Source organism: Dyella sp. C9, assembly GCF_003332825.1.
Classification (GTDB): domain Bacteria; phylum Pseudomonadota; class Gammaproteobacteria; order Xanthomonadales; family Rhodanobacteraceae; genus Dyella.
In genome coordinates this window covers 1-15,990 of the sequence record NZ_QIRF01000015.1, presented here as the reverse complement: position 1 = coordinate 15,990, position 15,990 = coordinate 1, and the positions used below count along the sequence as shown (strand labels likewise).

Annotated in this window: 11 protein-coding genes; 7 read left to right on the top strand and 4 right to left on the bottom strand. The window is 65.7% G+C overall.

The features are described 5' to 3' along the window. Nucleotides 1-70: 70 nt before the first annotated feature. Nucleotides 71-1,759 (bottom strand): long-chain-fatty-acid--CoA ligase, encoded by a 1,689-nt coding sequence (locus DVU99_RS15335; protein WP_114241108.1) that lies wholly within the window; start codon nucleotides 1,757-1,759, stop codon nucleotides 71-73. Nucleotides 1,760-1,911: 152 nt separating this feature from the next. On the opposite strand from DVU99_RS15335, the gene DVU99_RS15330 reads away from it, so the two are divergent. Then, the gene (locus DVU99_RS15330) at nucleotides 1,912-2,334 is read left to right on the top strand and encodes a nuclear transport factor 2 family protein (protein WP_232823627.1); all 423 of its coding nucleotides are present in this window, start codon (nucleotides 1,912-1,914) and stop codon (nucleotides 2,332-2,334) included. Between the two features lie 314 nt (nucleotides 2,335-2,648). On the opposite strand, the gene acnA is transcribed toward DVU99_RS15330, so the two are convergent. Further along, nucleotides 2,649-5,399, bottom strand: coding sequence for an aconitate hydratase AcnA (gene acnA / locus DVU99_RS15325; RefSeq protein WP_114241106.1), 2,751 nt, complete (start codon nucleotides 5,397-5,399; stop codon nucleotides 2,649-2,651). Nucleotides 5,400-5,829: 430 nt separating this feature from the next. On the opposite strand from acnA, the gene DVU99_RS15320 reads away from it, so the two are divergent. Together DVU99_RS15320 and DVU99_RS15315 are read left to right on the top strand one after the other, a co-directional pair. After that, on the top strand, nucleotides 5,830-8,421 hold the full coding sequence (locus DVU99_RS15320; RefSeq protein ID WP_114241105.1) for a bifunctional aconitate hydratase 2/2-methylisocitrate dehydratase: 2,592 nt from the start codon (nucleotides 5,830-5,832) through the stop codon (nucleotides 8,419-8,421). A 233-nt stretch (nucleotides 8,422-8,654) separates the two neighbouring features. Further along, entirely contained in the window at nucleotides 8,655-9,566 is a 912-nt protein-coding gene (locus DVU99_RS15315) for a LysR family transcriptional regulator (protein ID WP_114241104.1), read from the top strand. 78 nt (nucleotides 9,567-9,644) lie between these two features. Here DVU99_RS15315 and DVU99_RS15310 read toward each other — a convergent pair whose 3' ends face one another. Beyond that, complete coding sequence (locus DVU99_RS15310; protein ID WP_114241103.1) at nucleotides 9,645-10,331, bottom strand: DUF2461 domain-containing protein; 687 nt, start codon at nucleotides 10,329-10,331, stop codon at nucleotides 9,645-9,647. 7 nt (nucleotides 10,332-10,338) lie between these two features. Continuing rightward, a complete protein-coding gene (gene sbcB / locus DVU99_RS15305; RefSeq protein WP_114241102.1) occupies nucleotides 10,339-11,787 on the bottom strand; it encodes an exodeoxyribonuclease I in 1,449 nt (482 codons plus the stop codon). A 104-nt stretch (nucleotides 11,788-11,891) separates the two neighbouring features. Between sbcB and orn the strand changes: the two genes are divergently transcribed. From orn to DVU99_RS15285, 4 genes are all read left to right on the top strand, one after another. Then, entirely contained in the window at nucleotides 11,892-12,452 is a 561-nt protein-coding gene (orn, locus tag DVU99_RS15300) for an oligoribonuclease (protein WP_114241101.1), read from the top strand. 24 nt (nucleotides 12,453-12,476) lie between these two features. Then, complete coding sequence (gene folP / locus DVU99_RS15295) at nucleotides 12,477-13,385, top strand: dihydropteroate synthase (protein ID WP_114241100.1); 909 nt, start codon at nucleotides 12,477-12,479, stop codon at nucleotides 13,383-13,385. Between the two features lie 64 nt (nucleotides 13,386-13,449). Continuing rightward, the gene (gene glmM, locus DVU99_RS15290) at nucleotides 13,450-14,802 is read left to right on the top strand and encodes a phosphoglucosamine mutase (RefSeq protein WP_114241099.1); all 1,353 of its coding nucleotides are present in this window, start codon (nucleotides 13,450-13,452) and stop codon (nucleotides 14,800-14,802) included. Nucleotides 14,803-15,008: 206 nt separating this feature from the next. Beyond that, nucleotides 15,009-15,944, top strand: a complete 936-nt coding sequence (locus DVU99_RS15285; RefSeq protein WP_114241098.1) for an isopenicillin N synthase family oxygenase — start codon at nucleotides 15,009-15,011, stop codon at nucleotides 15,942-15,944. Nucleotides 15,945-15,990 lie beyond the last annotated feature (46 nt).

The window sequence follows — 15,990 nt, the reverse complement described above, 5'->3', positions numbered from 1 at the left end:
GCCGGCCGGGTTGCCAGACAAAAAAAACGCCCGCTTTTCAGCGGGCGTTTGCTTTGGCGGGGCGTGGCGCTCAGCCGTGCGCCGCGGCCGGCTTCTTCTCGTCGCGCAGCTCGCGGCGAAGGATCTTGCCCACGTTGCTCTTGGGTAGCGAGTCGCGGAATTCGATGATCTTGGGGCGCTTGTAGCCGGTGAGGTTGTCGTGGCAGAACTGCTTGAGATCCTCGACCGTCAGCTTCGGGTCCTTGCGCACCACGAACAGCTTCACCACTTCGCCGGAGTGTTCGTCCGGCACGCCCACCGCGGCCACTTCGGCTACGCCCGGGTGCTGCATGACCACATCCTCGACCTCGTTCGGGTACACGTTGAAGCCCGAGACCAGGATCATGTCCTTCTTGCGGTCGACGATATAGAAGTAGCCGTTCTCGTCCATGCGGGCGATGTCGCCGGTGTGCAGCCAGCCATCCGGCGACAGCACCTTGGCCGTTTCGTCCGGACGCTGCCAGTAGCCCTTCATAACCTGTGGGCCGCGCACCATCAGCTCGCCCACGTCGCCCTGCGGCAGTGGCTCGCCTTCTTCCGACCAGATCGCCACGTCGGTGGATGGGATGGGCAGGCCGATCGAGGCGTTGTAGGCCTTGAGGTCCAGCGGGTTGATGCATGCGGCGGGCGAGGTCTCGGTGAGGCCGTAGGCCTCCACCAGGGTCACGCCCGTGACCTTCTTCCAGCGCTCGGCCACGGCGCGCTGCACGGCCATGCCGCCACCCAGGGCGAGATGCAGCCGGGAGAAATCCAGCTCGGCAAAACCCGGGGTGTTGAGCAGGCCGTTGAACAGCGTGTTGACGCCGGTGAGCGCGGTGAAGTTGGACTGCTTGAGCTCCTTGACGAAGCCGGGCATGTCGCGCGGGTTGGTGATCAGCCAGTTCAGGCCGCCCAGGCGCATGAACACCAGACCGTTCGCGGTGAGCGAAAAGATGTGGTACAGCGGCAGCGCTGTGATGATCACTTCTTCGCCGGGCTTGGCGTTGCTGCCGATCCAGGCGCCGGCCTGCATCATGTTGGCGACCATGTTGCCATGGGTGAGCATGGCGCCCTTGGCCACGCCGGTGGTGCCGCCGGTGTACTGCAGGAAGGCGATGTCGTCGTGCGACAGCTGCACCTTCGGCAGCGGGTGGCTGGCGCCCTTCGATAGCGCGTCATTGAATCGCACCGCATGCGGCAGGTCGTAGGCCGGCACCATCTTCTTGATGTGCTTGAGCGCGAAGTTGATCAGCACGCCCTTGGCACCCAGCAGGTCGCCGATGCCGGTGGTGATGATGTGCTTGACCTCGGTCTCGGCCACCACCTGCTGCAGCGTGGCGGCGAAGTTGTCCAGCACCACGATGGCCTTGGCGCCGGAGTCCTCAAGCTGGTGCTTGAGTTCGCGGGCGGTGTACATCGGGTTGGTGTTGACCACCACGAGGCCGGCGCGCAGCGCGCCAAACAGGGCGATCGGATACTGCAGAACATTGGGCATCATGATCGCGACGCGATCGCCCTTGCTCAGCTTCAGCACGCCGGTGAGGTAGCCTGCGAACTGGCGGCTGAGTTCATCGATCTGGCCGTAGCTGAACTTCTTGCCGAAGTTCGCGAACGCCGGGCGCTGGCGGAAGCGCTCGAAAGCCTCTTCCAGCACGGCGGCCACGGAGGCGTATTCGTTGGTGTCGATCTGCGCGGGGACGCCTTCCGGATAATGGGCCAGCCACGGACGCTCAATACTCATGTTGGATCCAAAGCTCCTGTATGTAACGGCCCGTGAATCACGATCGCACGGGTAGGGCAAACTAGCGACGCGGCATTGGAGCATACGCGCGCGTATAGCAGCAAGCCGCGCCGCAACGAGATTTTCGGATGCCATCGATAAGAAAAGTGTTCATGCGCGTGCTGCTTTGCAGCTTGATTCTCACGATGGTTGCTGCTTGCCACCGCGCCCCCGACGAAAGTCGGATACGCCAGGGTATCGAGGCCGCCACGCGTGCCGCCGAGCAGGTGGACGCTGGCGGGCTGGGTGATGTGCTCAGCGACGATTTCATCGGCAACGGCGATGCTGCCGACCGTCGTCAGTTGATGGGTCTGCTGCGCGCAGCAGCGTTCAGGGGCGAGACGCTTCATGCGCTGGTCGGCCCGGTGACGGTGGAGTCGCGCGGTGATCGCTACGTGGCGAGCTTTACCGTGACGCTTGCCAGTGGCGGCAGGCTGTTCCCGTCGCAAGCGGGCATCTATAAGGTCGAGACGGCGTGGCGGAAGGATGGCGGCGAGTGGCGTTGTTACTCGGCCACCTGGACATCTGGCGGGTGATGTCCGTGTAGTGCGGGTGCGCACTCTGTGCGCGAGCAGGGTGCCGGCGCGTGCTGGAAGTGCAAAGAAGGTCGCGCACAGGGTGCGTTCGTACAGCAGGATGCTGCACGGAGAAAGCGCCGCCCGAAGGCAGCTAAGGCTGGAGGTGAGTGGCGTTGCTACTCGGCCGGCGGGACATCCGCTGGGTGATTCCCTTGTAGGGGCGCACCCTGTGCGCGACCGGGGCGGCGGTGCACGCCGGGCGTCCAGCGCAGCATGCAAAGAAAACGCCGCCCGAAGGCGGCGTTGTCCCATCCAGCCTGCCTTGTTGAAACTCAGGCGGCCTTCTTGCTCGCGAGCTGGCGCAGCACGTATTGCAGGATGCCGCCGTGGCGGAAGAACTCCCGTTCCTTCGGCGTGAGCAGCAGCACCTTCACGGTGAAGTCCTTCTTCTTGCCGTCCTCGCCAGTGGCGGTGACCTTGGCGGTCTTCGATTCGCCGCCATCCAGGCCGGTGATCTCGAAGGTTTCCTTGCCGTTGAGGCCGAGCGACTGCGCGTTCTGGCCGTCCTGGAACTGCAGGGGCAGCACGCCCATGCCGACCAGGTTGGAGCGGTGGATGCGTTCGAAGCTCTCGGCGATCACTGCCTTCACGCCCAGCAGCAGGGTGCCCTTGGCGGCCCAGTCACGCGACGAGCCGGTGCCGTATTCCTTGCCGGCGATCACCACCAGCGGGGTCTTGTCCGCCTTGTACTTCATGGCGGCATCGTAGATGGCCATCTGCTCGCCGCTGGGCACGTAGAGCGTGTAGCCGCCCTCGACACCGTTAAGCATCAGGTTCTTGATGCGGATGTTGGCGAAGGTGCCGCGCACCATCACATCGTCGTTGCCGCGACGCGAACCGTAGGAGTTGAAGTCCTTCGCGTCCACGCCCTTGCTGATCAGGAAGCGGCCCGCCGGGCTGTCCTTCTTGATCGAGCCGGCCGGCGAGATGTGGTCGGTGGTGATGGAGTCGCCGAACAGGCCCAGCACGCGGGCGCCATGGATGTCCTCGATGCTGCCGGGCTCCTTGCTCATGCCCTCGAAGTACGGCGGGTTCTTGATATAGGTGGAGTCGTCCCAGCGATAGACGGCGCCATCGGGCGAGGCGATGTGGTTCCAACGGCTGTCGCCCTTGAACACGTCGGCGTAGCTCTTCTCGAACATCTCGGGATTGAGGGCGCTGCCCACGACGTCCGAGATTTCCTGGTTGCTCGGCCAGATATCCTTCAGATACACCGGCTTGCCATCGCTGCCGGTGCCCAGCGGCTGCGTGGTGAGGTCGATGTCCAGCGTGCCGGCCAGCGCATAGGCCACCACCCGCGGCGGCGAGGCCAGGTAGTTCATCTTCACATCCGGATGCACGCGCCCATCGAAGTTGCGGTTGCCCGACAACACCGAGGCGACCGCGAGGTCACCCTCGGCAATGCCCTTGCTGCTCTCGGCCGGCAGCGGGCCGGAATTGCCGATGCAGGTGGTGCAGCCGTAGCCGACGATGAAGAAGCCGACCTTTTCCAGCTCCTTCAGCAGGCCGGTCTTCTCCAGGTAGTCGGTGACCACCTTGGAGCCGGGGCCGATCGAGGTCTTGACCCAGGGTTGGGCCTTCAGGCCCTTGGCGGCGGCCTTCTTGGCCAGCAGGCCGGCGCCCAGCATCACGCTGGGGTTGGAGGTGTTGGTGCAGGAGGTGATCGCGGCGATCACCACGGCGCCATCGCCGAGCTTGAAGGTCTCGCCGTCCTTCTCAACGCGCACGCCGCTGTCGGTGATGTCGTTGGCCGGATTGCCGATGGCGGACGAGCCGCCCTCGGCGATGAAGGCCGAGGTTTCGTCGTTGCGCGGCTTGCGGCTGGCGGTGAGCGGGCCCACTGCATCCTTGAAGCTCTTTTGCACGCCTTCCAGCAGCACGCGGTCCTGGGGGCGCTTGGGGCCGGCCAGCGAGGGCTTCACGTCGGCCAGGTTGAGCTCCAGCGTGGTGCTGAAGCGCGGCTCGGGCGCGTTGGCGTCATGCCACAGGCCCTGGGCCTTGGCGTAGGCCTCCACCAGGCGGATCTGCTCCTCGCTGCGGCCGGACAGGTGCAGGTAGTTCAGTGCCTCCTGGTCGATCGGGAAGATGCCGCAGGTGGCGCCGTACTCGGGGGCCATGTTGCCGATGGTGGCGCGGTCGGCCAGCGGCAGGTGCTTGAGGCCTTCGCCGAAGAACTCCACGAACTTGCCCACCACGCCGAGCTTGCGCAGCATCTGGGTGACGGTGAGCACCAGGTCGGTGGCGGTGACACCCTCGGGCAGTTTGCCGGTGAGCTTGAAGCCCACCACCTGCGGAATCAGCATCGACGAGGGCTGGCCCAGCATGGCGGCCTCGGCTTCGATGCCGCCCACACCCCAGCCCAGCACGCCGATGCCGTTGATCATGGTGGTGTGTGAGTCGGTGCCGAACACCGTATCCGGATAGGCCCACTGCTGGCCGTCCTTGTCGGCGGTGAACACCACGCGGGCCAGGTGCTCCAGGTTCACCTGGTGCACGATGCCGGTGCGCGGCGGCACCACCTTGAAGTTGTCGAACGCCTTCTGGCCCCAGCGCAGGAAGGCATAGCGTTCCTGGTTGCGGTGGAACTCGATTTCCACGTTCTTTTCCAGCGCGGCTTCGGAGCCGTACACATCGACCTGCACGGAGTGGTCGATGACCAGTTCGGCCGGCGCCAGGGGGTTGATCTGCTTGGCGTCGCCGCCCAGCTTCACCACTGCGTCGCGCATGGCGGCCAGGTCGACCACGCAGGGCACGCCGGTGAAGTCCTGCAGCACCACGCGGGCCGGCATGAAGGCGATTTCGGTGTCGGGTTCCTTCTTGGCATCCCAGTTGGCCACCGCCTTGATCTCCTTGGCGGTGACGTTGACGCCATCTTCGTGGCGCAACAGGTTCTCCAGCAGGATCTTCAGTGAGTAGGGGAGGGTCTTGAGGTCGAAGCGCTGGCCTAGCTTGGCGAGGCTGGCGATCTGGTACTGGCTGCCGTTGACGGTCAGGGTGTCGCGGGTGGCAAATGAATCCAGCATGGGCTAACTCCTGTTGCTTGAGTCTGGCGAACGCGCGGGGCGCAGCTTGGGGATCCTAAGGCACCGAACGTGAGGGGAATTGCAAGGGGCGTGGGCTGGGCCGTGCGTCATCGCAAGTCTCTCCGTTCGGAGGCACTGGCCCCCAGTTTGGGCCAAAAGCGGGGGCATGCAAGAGACCCGATCGAGGGTTGCATCATCAAGCCATTGCAAGATTTCGAACGCTGGCGGAAGCGTTGTCTTGCGTTGCGGCGCTTGGGTCGCGGCTGGCAAAATAGCGTGCTGTCAGGCTGTCCAAAACGGCCTGGCGACAAGGTTTTGCGCCTTGTCGAACGCCGGTAGCGACCACGCGGAACCTCCCTTGGGCGACCTCCGCTGCGATGGTGCAAACCATCGCTCGCTACCCCTTACGTTGTTCACCGGACGAGATCACATGCTTACAGCCTATCGCCAACATGTCGCCGAGCGCGCCGCGCTGGGTATCCCGCCGCTGCCGCTGTCGGCCCAGCAGACCGCCGACCTGATCGAGCTGCTGAAGAACCCGCCCGCGGGCGAGGAAGCCTTCCTGGTCGACCTCATCACCAACCGCGTGCCGGCTGGCGTGGACGATGCGGCCAAGGTCAAGGCCTCGTACCTGGCGGCCGTGGCGTTCGGCACCGAGCAGTGCGCGCTGATCTCGCGCGAGAAGGCCACCGAGCTGCTCGGCACCATGCTGGGCGGCTACAACATCCATCCGCTGATCGAGCTGCTCGACGACGCCCAGGTCGGCACCGTGGCCGCCAATGCGCTCAAGCACACGCTGCTGATGTTCGACGCCTTCCATGACGTGAAGGAAAAGGCGGACAAGGGCAACGCCAATGCCAAGGCCGTGCTGCAGAGCTGGGCCGATGCCGAGTGGTTCACCAGCAAGCCGGAAGTGCCGGAAAGCCTGACCATCACGGTGTTCAAGGTGCCGGGCGAGACCAATACCGACGACCTGTCGCCGGCCCCCGATGCCACCACGCGTCCGGATATCCCGTTGCACGCGCTGGCCATGCTCAAGAACAAGCGCGACGGCGCCCCGTTCCAGCCGGAAGAAGACGGCAAGCGCGGCCCGATCGCCTTCATCGAATCGCTGAAGGAAAAGGGCCACCTGGTCGCCTACGTCGGTGACGTGGTCGGTACCGGTTCCAGCCGCAAGTCCGCCACCAACTCGGTGCTGTGGTTCACCGGCGAGGACATCCCCTTCATCCCGAACAAGCGCTTCGGCGGCGTGTGCCTGGGCAGCAAGATCGCCCCGATCTTCTACAACACCATGGAAGACGCCGGCGCGCTGCCGATCGAACTCGACGTCTCCCAGATGGAGATGGGCGATGTGGTCGAGCTGCGTCCGTACGAGGGCAAGGCGCTGAAGAACGGCGAAGTGATCGCGGAGTTCCAGGTCAAGTCCGAAGTGCTGTTCGACGAAGTGCGCGCCGGTGGCCGCATTCCGCTGATCGTCGGCCGTGGCCTTACCGCCAAGGCGCGTGAAGCGCTGGGCCTGCCGGTCTCCACGCTGTTCCGCCTGCCGCAGCAGCCGACCGACACCGGCAAGGGCTTCACGCTGGCGCAGAAGATGGTCGGCCGCGCCGTCGGCCTGCCGGAAGGCCAGGGCGTGCGCCCGGGCACCTACTGCGAGCCGAAGATGACCTCGGTGGGTTCGCAGGACACCACCGGCCCGATGACCCGCGACGAGCTGAAGGACCTGGCCTGCCTGGGCTTCTCGGCCGACCTGGTGATGCAGTCGTTCTGCCACACCGCCGCCTACCCGAAGCCGGTGGACGTGAAGACCCACCACACGCTGCCGGAATTCATCAGCACCCGCGGCGGCATCTCGCTGCGTCCGGGCGACGGCGTGATCCACAGCTGGCTCAACCGCATGCTGCTGCCCGACACCGTCGGCACCGGCGGCGACAGCCACACCCGTTTCCCGATCGGCATCTCGTTCCCGGCCGGCTCGGGCCTGGTGGCCTTCGCGGCCGCCACCGGCGTGATGCCGCTGGACATGCCCGAATCCGTGCTGGTGCGCTTCAAGGGCGAGCTGCAGCCGGGCGTCACCCTGCGTGACCTGGTCAACGCCATCCCGCTGTACGCCATCAAGCAGGGCCTGCTCACGGTCGCCAAGCAGGGCAAGAAGAACATCTTCTCCGGCCGCATCCTCGAGATCGAGGGCCTGCCGAACCTCAAGGTGGAGCAGGCGTTCGAGCTGTCCGACGCCTCGGCCGAGCGTTCGGCTGCCGGTTGCACGGTGCACCTCGACAAGGCGCCGATCATCGAATACATGAACAGCAACATCACGCTGCTCAAGGTGATGATTGCCCAGGGCTACAAGGATCCGCGCAGCCTGCAGCGTCGCATCAAGGCGATGGAAGCGTGGCTGGCGAACCCGCAGCTGCTGGAGCGCGACGCGGATGCCGAGTACGCGGCTGTCATCGAGATCGACCTGGCCGACGTGCATGAGCCCATCGTGGCCTGCCCGAACGACCCGGACGACGTGAAGACGCTGTCGGACGTGGCTGGCGCCAAGATCGACGAAGTGTTCATCGGCTCGTGCATGACCAACATCGGTCACTTCCGTGCCGCGTCCAAGCTGCTGGAAGGCAAGCGCGACATCCCGACCCGCCTGTGGGTGGCTCCGCCGACCAAGATGGACCAGGAGCAGCTGACCGAGGAAGGCCACTACGGCGTGCTCGGCACCGCCGGCGCCCGCATGGAAATGCCGGGTTGCTCGCTGTGCATGGGCAACCAGGCGCAGGTGCGCGAGGGTGCCACGGTGTTCTCCACCTCCACCCGCAACTTCCCGAACCGCCTGGGCAAGAATTCCAACGTGTACCTGGGTTCGGCCGAGCTGGCTGCGATCTGCTCGCGCCTGGGCAAGATCCCGAGCAAGGAGGAATACATGGCGGACATCGGCGTGATCAACGCCAACGGCGAGAAGATCTACAAATACATGAACTTCGATCAGATCGCCGACTACAAGGAAGTGGCCGACACGGTCGCCGCCTGAGCGCGGCAAGTCATCGGCAGATGATGAGGAAGGGCGGCGCAAGCCGCCCTTTCTTTTTGGCTGATGTGGTGCCCTTCCTTAGCGGGAGCCCACCCTGTGGGCGGCCGTGGCCCAGCCGCTTCGCGGACCTTTCGCGCACAGGTGGCGTGGCCGGATTGGGTGATGGGTGCGCGCCGCGCGCTCCGGCTCGTTTATGCTTTCGCCCTGTCACAGGCCAGGCCAGCACCCAGCGGATGATCTCTTCCCACCTTTCGGTAGTCTCGATCCGCGACCTGATGCTGGTGCAGGCGGTGCGCCGCCATGGCAGCTTCAACAGCGCGGCGCGGGCGATGCACATCAGTCCGTCGGGGCTGTCGCACCAGGTGCAGAAGGTGGAGCAGGCACTGGGCGCTCCGTTGTTCGAGCGCGGCGGTCGCCGGGTGGTGCCCACCGCGGGTGGGCAGCGGCTGCTCGAGCAGATCGATGCGGTGCTGGCAGCGGCCGAGCATCTGCAGCAGGTGGCGCGGGCGGGCGAGGTGGCCTTTGGCGGTGAATTGCGCCTGGGTGTGCCGGCTTCGCTGGGGCCGTATCTGCTGCCGCACCTGATTACGCCGTTTCCCCAGCATTTTCCCGGTACCCGGTTGAGCCTTTCGGAGGGCAAGCCGCGCGGCCTGTTGCGGCGCTTGAACGAGGGCGAACTGGATGCCGTATTGGCTCCGCTCGCGGCGCCGGTCAGTGGCGTGGCCGTGCGGCCGGTGTTTTTCGAGCCCTGGGAGGTGATGTTCCGCGCCGACCATCCGCTGGCCGGCAAGCGCCACGTGGACCTGGAGCAACTGGAAGCCGGCGACGCCACGCTGATGACCGAGAGTCATTGCGAAGACGTGCTCGGCGGCGGCCACGTGCAGGACGTGAGCCTGGAGAGCCTGGCCGCGCTGGTGGAGCTGCGCGGCGGCTACGCCCTGGTGCCAGCGCTGGCGCACGACCGCCTCGCGTCGATGCCGAACATCGTGTTGTCCAAGCTGAAGGGACAGGCGCCGGGTCGCGAGATCGCCCTTTACTGGCGCGAGGCGTCGCCCTGGCATGTAGACCTGCAGAATTTCGCCGTGTTGTTGCGCAAGTTGGCAAAGCAGCGGCCCGGGCTGCGATTGATCGAAGAGTCGGCTTGAACCTTATAGCCCCTCTCCCCTCGGGAGAGGGGTTGGGGTGAGGGTGCGACGCTTGCGCAACCTTCCACTGCGCCAAGCTCAGAAATCCAGCTCTTGCGACGCGCACAGATAGTCGATCATTGGCGCCACCCGCTTGTACGTATCCACCAGCCATGGCAGCAGTTCGGTGGAGCAGGCCAGCTTTTCGTCGAAGCCCTCGCCGCAGGCAAAGTCCTTGCGCTTGATGTCGTCGATCAGCTCGTGGTTCGGGTCGTAGCCGCGTGGCGGACGCGTCAGTGATTCACCCCAGAACTCGAAGTTGTCGCGGAACGACTTGCTGCGCGTTGCGCGCTTCCACGCTTCCGGATTGTCGGTGAGGAACTCGCGGATGCGCTTGAGCGCATCGGACTCCGGGTGCCACATGCCGCCGCCCGCGAAACAGTCGCCGGGCTGGATATGCATGTAGAACGAAGGGGCGTGCACCTCGTTGCGGCGCTCGTGATAGAAGCGCGCCCCTTGCCAGGGCTTGTACGGCTGCTTGTCGTTGGAGAAGCGCGTGTCGCGATGGATGCGGAACAGCGAGCCACCCACCTTGCGCGGGTCGGCGCGGTAGTGTGGGCTGATCTTGGCGAGCGGCGCTTGCAGGTCGCCGATCAGGGCAAGGAATGGCTCGCGTACGTCGCGCTCGTAATCGTCCTTGTGCGCCTGGAACCACTCGCGGTTGTTGTTCTTGGCCAGCGAGCGCAGGAAACGGAAGGTGGCGGGGGTGAAGTAGGCGTTCGGCATGTCGGGCTCAAGCGGACAGGGGAGTGAACTCTGCGGCGAGCTGCTCGCCCCACAGTTGCAACTGGTCCAGCACGGCCAGTTGGCCTTGTCGCGCAGGCTCGGTGCGCAACTGGGCGATGCGGGCGAAGTATTCGTCGAGGGTCAGGTTGGTCAATGGCGTGTGCCGGTACAGGCGATTCCGACAGAAATCGTTCCAGCGCGCCTGTTCATCCGCGCTCAGGGTTTCGGGCCAGTTGCGGGCGCGGTAGCGGAACAGCAGCTCGGCATAGCGCGGGTCGCGGAACGGGAATTCACGTTGCCCCAGCTGTTCGGGCGGCGTGCCGCGCACCTCGGTCAGCAGGCGCTTGTCTGCATCGGGCAGGAATCCGCCGTACAGGGCCAGCTCCGGGTCCGCCGGTGGCGGCAGGTCGGATGCGCGCTGGAACACGCGGCGCAGCTTGGCGGCCAGCCCCTCGGCCGAGGCGAGCATGTCGCGATGGGCTTGTGCTCGATCCAGGTCGATCTGCAGGCGCTCCAGGTCCACGCCCTTGAGCGTCGATAGCGGCGCCAGCGCCGGGGCCCGGTTGGCGCGCACGGTGCGCAGCGGGATGCGGGTGACGCCTTCCGGGAGGTCGGCGGTGGCGGTGAATACGCGATCGGCGATCTCATCCTCGTCCAGTGCCAGCAGCTCCGAAGGGTCGGCGGCCAGGTCGTACACGATGATTTCTGCCGGGCGCGTCGGGTGCGCAGCCAGCGGCGCGATCACGGCCAGGCAATGGCGGCTGGCGGGGTAGCGTGAGGAAACATGCACCAACGGCGCCATCGTGGTCACGTCCAGCAGCTCGAACACGCGCTGTTTGCGACGCAGGCTGAAGTACCAGTCCCACAGGCGCGGCTGGCGCACGCGGATCAGGCGGGCCAGGTCGATCACCGCATGCACGTCCGACAGCGCGTCGTGCGCGCGCTCCTGCTGCAGGTGGTTGGCCGTTGCGAGGTGCTCCAGCTTGAAGCTGGGCGAGCCATCCTCGCGCGTGGGCCACACGATGCCCTCCGGGCGCAGGGCCTGACACATGCGTACCAGGTCGATCAGGTCCCAGCGCGAGTTGCCGTTCTCCCATTCGCGCCCGTAGGGTTCGAACATGTTGCGGTAGAGCAGCTGGCGGGTGATCTCGTCGTCGAAACGCAAGGAGTTGTAGCCCACGCCGCAGGTACCGGGCTGGGCCAGCTGCTCATGTACGCGGGCGGCGAAGTCGGCTTCGATCACGCCCTCGCGCTCGGCCTGCTGCGGGGTGATCCCGGTGATCAGGCAGGCCTCGGGGTGGGGCGGCATCTCGCGGGGCGGCTTGCCGAAGAACATCACCGGCTCGCCCACGATCTCCAGCTCAAGATTGGTGCGGATGCCGGCGAACTGTACCGGACGGTCGCGCCACGTATCGGCGCCGAAAGTCTCGTAGTCGTGCCAGAAGAAGGTCTGCATGGCGGGATGATCGCATGCCTCTGCGCGGGCCCATACAGGCCCATTGACGAAAAACGGGGTGGCAGGCGGGAGCCTGCTGCTAGACTTCGGCCCCAGGAGGGCGCATGAGCCAAGCGAACGAAGACAATCTGATCTGGATCGACCTGGAAATGACCGGGCTTGATACGGATACCGACTCCATCCTCGAGATCGCCACCATCGTCACCGACAAGGACCTTCGCATCCTCGCCGAAGGCCCGGTGTTCGCGATTCGCCATCCGCTGGAGCGGCTGGAGGGCATGGATGCATGGAACCGCAACCAACACCGCCGTTCGGGCCTGTGGGACCAGGTGGTGGCTTCGGCCGACGACCACGGTGCAGCCGAGCAGGCCACGCTGGATTTCCTCAAGGAGTGGGTGCCGGCTGGCAAGTCGCCGATGTGCGGCAATTCGATCTGCCAGGATCGCCGCTTCCTGCATCGCCAGATGCCGCGGCTTGAGCGTTATTTCCATTACCGCAACCTCGACGTGTCCACGCTCAAGGAACTGGCACGCCGCTGGGCGCCGAGCATTGGCAAGGGCTTTTCCAAGGAATCGGCACATACCGCGCTGTCGGATATCCGCGACTCCATCGACGAGCTTCGCTACTACCGCCAGTTCATGGGGCCGCTGGCCGGCGAGTCCTGATCCAGCCTGTATACGGGAGTTTCCATGTCCCTCGATCTGTTTGCTCCCGTGCTCGATTGCGCCGGCCGGCCGCTGAAGCTCGACCGGCCGCGCGTGGTGGGCATCCTCAATGTCACCCCTGACTCGTTTTCCGATGGCGGCCACCATGCCGGCATCGACGAGGCCGTCGCGCATGGCCTGCGCATGGTGGAAGAGGGGGCCGACATGCTCGATATCGGCGGCGAATCCACCCGGCCCGGCTCGGACGAGGTGCCGCTGGAGGAGGAATTGCGCCGCGTGGTGCCGGTGCTCGAGCAGCTCGCCGCGCGCACGTCGGTACCGTTGGCGATCGATACCTCCAAGCCGGAAGTGATGCGTGCGGCCGTGGCCGCGGGCGCCGGCATGATCAACGACGTGTATGCCCTGCGGCGCGAGGGTGCGCTGGACACGGTGGCGCAGCGGGGCGTGCCGGTGTGCCTGATGCACATGCTCGGCGAGCCGCGCAGCATGCAGGATGACCCGCATTACGACGATGTGGTGGGCGAGGTGCATCGCTTCCTCACCGATCGCCTGTTTGCCTGCGAGATGGCCGGCATCGATCGACGCAAGGTGATGGTCGACCCGGGTTTCGGCTTCGGCAAGACACTCGAGCACAACCTCGCGCTGCTGCGCGCCCTGGAGCGTTTCAGCAGCCTCGGCAGCGGCGTTTACGTGGGCATGTCCCGCAAATCGATGATTGGCGCCATGACCGGTCGCGACGCACCCGTGGATCGCGCGGTGGGATCAGTGGCGGCGGCGCTCATTGCCGCGCAGCGCGGCGCGCGCGTGGTGCGCGTGCACGACGTGGCGCCCACGGTGGATGCCCTGGCGGTGTGGCATGCGGTACAGGCGGGCGACCAGCCGGAGCGGCGCGATACCCGGCCGGCTGCTCCGCGTTGGCCGGACGACGAATAAACAGGTCCGTCGAGGGCAGGGATCACAGGCGCCGGCCGCGACTGGCGCCAGCAGGAGTAGGACGATGACGCAACGCAAATATTTCGGAACCGACGGCATTCGCGGCCTGGTGGGCGAGTGGCCGATCAGTGCGGATTTCATGCTCAAGCTGGGGCGCGCAGTGGGTGTGGTGCTGGCAAGGCACGGTCACGTGCGGCCCAAGGTGCTCATCGGCAAGGACACCCGCGTTTCCGGCTACATGTTCGAGTCGGCGCTGGAGGCTGGCCTGGTCGCCGCCGGTGCTGACGTGGGTCTGCTGGGCCCGATGCCCACGCCGGCCGTGGCCTTCCTGACCCGTTCGCTGCGCGCCGACGCCGGCATCGTCATCAGCGCCTCGCATAATCCGCATCACGACAACGGCATCAAGTTCTTCTCGGCCAATGGCGAGAAGCTGTCCGACGAGATCGAGCTGGCGATCGAGCAGGAGCTGGATCTCGACTTCACCACCGTGCCCTCGGAACAGCTTGGCAAGGCCATCCGCGTGGCCGATGCGGTGACGCGCTACGCCGAGTTCTGCAAGTCCACCGTGGCTGGCGATTTCAGTCTGCGTGGCATGAAGATCGTGCTCGATTGCGCCAACGGCGCAACCTACCAGGTGGCACCGAAGGTGTTTTCCGAGCTGGGTGCGCAGGTCGTCACGCTGGGCGATCATCCCGATGGCTTCAACATCAATCGCGACGTGGGCTCCACTCATCCGCAGGCGCTGCAGCACGCCGTGGTCGAGCAGGGCGCCGACATCGGCATCGCCTTCGATGGCGACGGCGATCGCGTGCAACTGGTCGACCGCAACGGCAAGCTCGGCGATGGCGACGACATCCTCTATGTGCTGGCCAATGCCTGGCACGCACAGGGCCGCCTGCGCGGCCCGGTAGTGGGTACGCTGATGAGCAACTACGGCCTGCAGCTGGCGCTGGGCCGGCTGGACGTGCAGCTGATCCGTGCCAACGTGGGTGACCGTTACGTGCTGCAGCAGCTCAAGACCCACGGCGGCAACCTGGGTGGCGAGACCTCGGGCCACATCCTGTGCCTGGATCGCGCCACCACCGGCGACGGCATCGTGTCCGCGCTGGCTGTGCTCGAGGCGCTGGTGTCCAGTCGCCAGGACTTCGTGGCGGCCCGGCAGGGCCTGCACAAGATGCCCCAGGTGATGATCAACGTGCGCGCCGCCGGTGCCCGCGAGGCCCTGGGCGGGGAGGCCGTGAAGGCGGCCCTTGCCGAGACCGAGGCCGCGCTGGCCGGACGTGGCCGCGTGGTGCTGCGCGCCTCGGGCACCGAGCCGCTGGTGCGCGTCACGGTGGAGGCCGGCGACGAGGCCGAAGTGCGCCAATTGGCCGAAAAGCTGGCAGGTGTCGTAAAATCTGCCGCAGAACGTTCGTGAGCCTGTAAGCAGTTCTTCCCAGGTCGCCAAGGATTGGCCCGACGTGCCCCGCCCCTGCGGTGGCGGATTGAAGAGTCTGCTCAACATCTCCATGGGGCCGCGCCGGCATGGCCGGCCCGGTGGATTGGTCCCAGGGCCCGGCGCGGGCTGCATGGAGATGTTGAGCAGACTCCAAGTGGACCGCACGCACAACCTGTGGACAAGCCATGAAGAAAGTTCCGACCCTCGACATCCGTCGATACGATACCGATCGCGCCGCATTCGTCTCCGAACTCGGCAACGCATATCGCGAATACGGTTTCTGCTGCATCAGCGGCCACGGCATTCCCCGTGAGCTGATCGACGGCGCCTACGATGCCTTCCAGCGCTTCTTTGCGCTGCCGGCCGAAACCAAGCAGAAGTACCACGTGCCCGGCAGCGGCGGCGCGCGCGGCTACACGCCGTACAAGGTGGAGACGGCCAAGGACAGCAAGTACGCCGACCTCAAGGAGTTCTGGCACATCGGTCGCGAGATTCCGCGCGACTCCCGCTTTGCCGACGTGATGCCGCCGAACATCTGGCCGGAAGAGGTGGAAAGCTTCAGGCAGTACGGCTATGGCCTGTTCGACGCGCTGGACCAGCTGGGTAGCCGCGTGCTGCGCGCGCTGGCGCTGCACATCGACCTGCCCGAGAACTTCTTCGACGACAAGATCGACCAGGGTAATTCCATCCTGCGCCCCATCCACTACCCGCCGATCACCGAGGAAAACGTGCCGAACGTGCGCGCCGGCGCACACGAGGACATCAACTTCATCACCCTGCTGGTGGGCGCCAGCGCCGAAGGCCTCGAGGTGCTCACGCGCGAAGGCGAATGGCTGCCCATCACCACCGAGGGCGACGCCATCGTGGTGAACATCGGCGACATGCTGCAGCGCCTGACCAACCACGTGTATCCGTCGACCACGCACCGCGTGGTGAATCCCCAGAACGACAACGCACGCAAGCCGCGTTATTCGGTGCCGTACTTCCTGCATCCGAATCCGGATGTGGCGCTCGATCCGCTGCCGCAGACCATCACGGCGGACAACCCGCGCCGCTACGACACCAGCATCAACTCGCACGAGTACCTGATGCAGCGCCTGCGCGAGATCAAGCTGATCTAACGCTCTTGACCCCCTCTCCCTTCTGGGGAGGGGGTTGGGGTGAGGG

Excerpts from the sequence above, each read along its gene's own strand:
- orn (WP_114241101.1), top strand. The coding sequence starts at position 11,892 with ATGAGCCAAGCGAACGAAGACAATCTGATCTGGATCGACCTGGAAATG.
- folP (WP_114241100.1), top strand. The coding sequence starts at position 12,477 with ATGTCCCTCGATCTGTTTGCTCCCGTGCTCGATTGCGCCGGCCGGCCG.
- DVU99_RS15315 (WP_114241104.1), top strand. The coding sequence starts at position 8,655 with ATGATCTCTTCCCACCTTTCGGTAGTCTCGATCCGCGACCTGATGCTG.
- acnA (WP_114241106.1), bottom strand. The coding sequence starts at position 5,399 with ATGCTGGATTCATTTGCCACCCGCGACACCCTGACCGTCAACGGCAGC.
- sbcB (WP_114241102.1), bottom strand. The coding sequence starts at position 11,787 with ATGCAGACCTTCTTCTGGCACGACTACGAGACTTTCGGCGCCGATACG.
- DVU99_RS15320 (WP_114241105.1), top strand. The coding sequence starts at position 5,830 with ATGCTTACAGCCTATCGCCAACATGTCGCCGAGCGCGCCGCGCTGGGT.
- DVU99_RS15335 (WP_114241108.1), bottom strand. The coding sequence starts at position 1,759 with ATGAGTATTGAGCGTCCGTGGCTGGCCCATTATCCGGAAGGCGTCCCC.
- DVU99_RS15285 (WP_114241098.1), top strand. The coding sequence starts at position 15,009 with ATGAAGAAAGTTCCGACCCTCGACATCCGTCGATACGATACCGATCGC.
- DVU99_RS15330 (WP_232823627.1), top strand. The coding sequence starts at position 1,912 with ATGCGCGTGCTGCTTTGCAGCTTGATTCTCACGATGGTTGCTGCTTGC.
- DVU99_RS15310 (WP_114241103.1), bottom strand. The coding sequence starts at position 10,331 with ATGCCGAACGCCTACTTCACCCCCGCCACCTTCCGTTTCCTGCGCTCG.
- glmM (WP_114241099.1), top strand. The coding sequence starts at position 13,450 with ATGACGCAACGCAAATATTTCGGAACCGACGGCATTCGCGGCCTGGTG.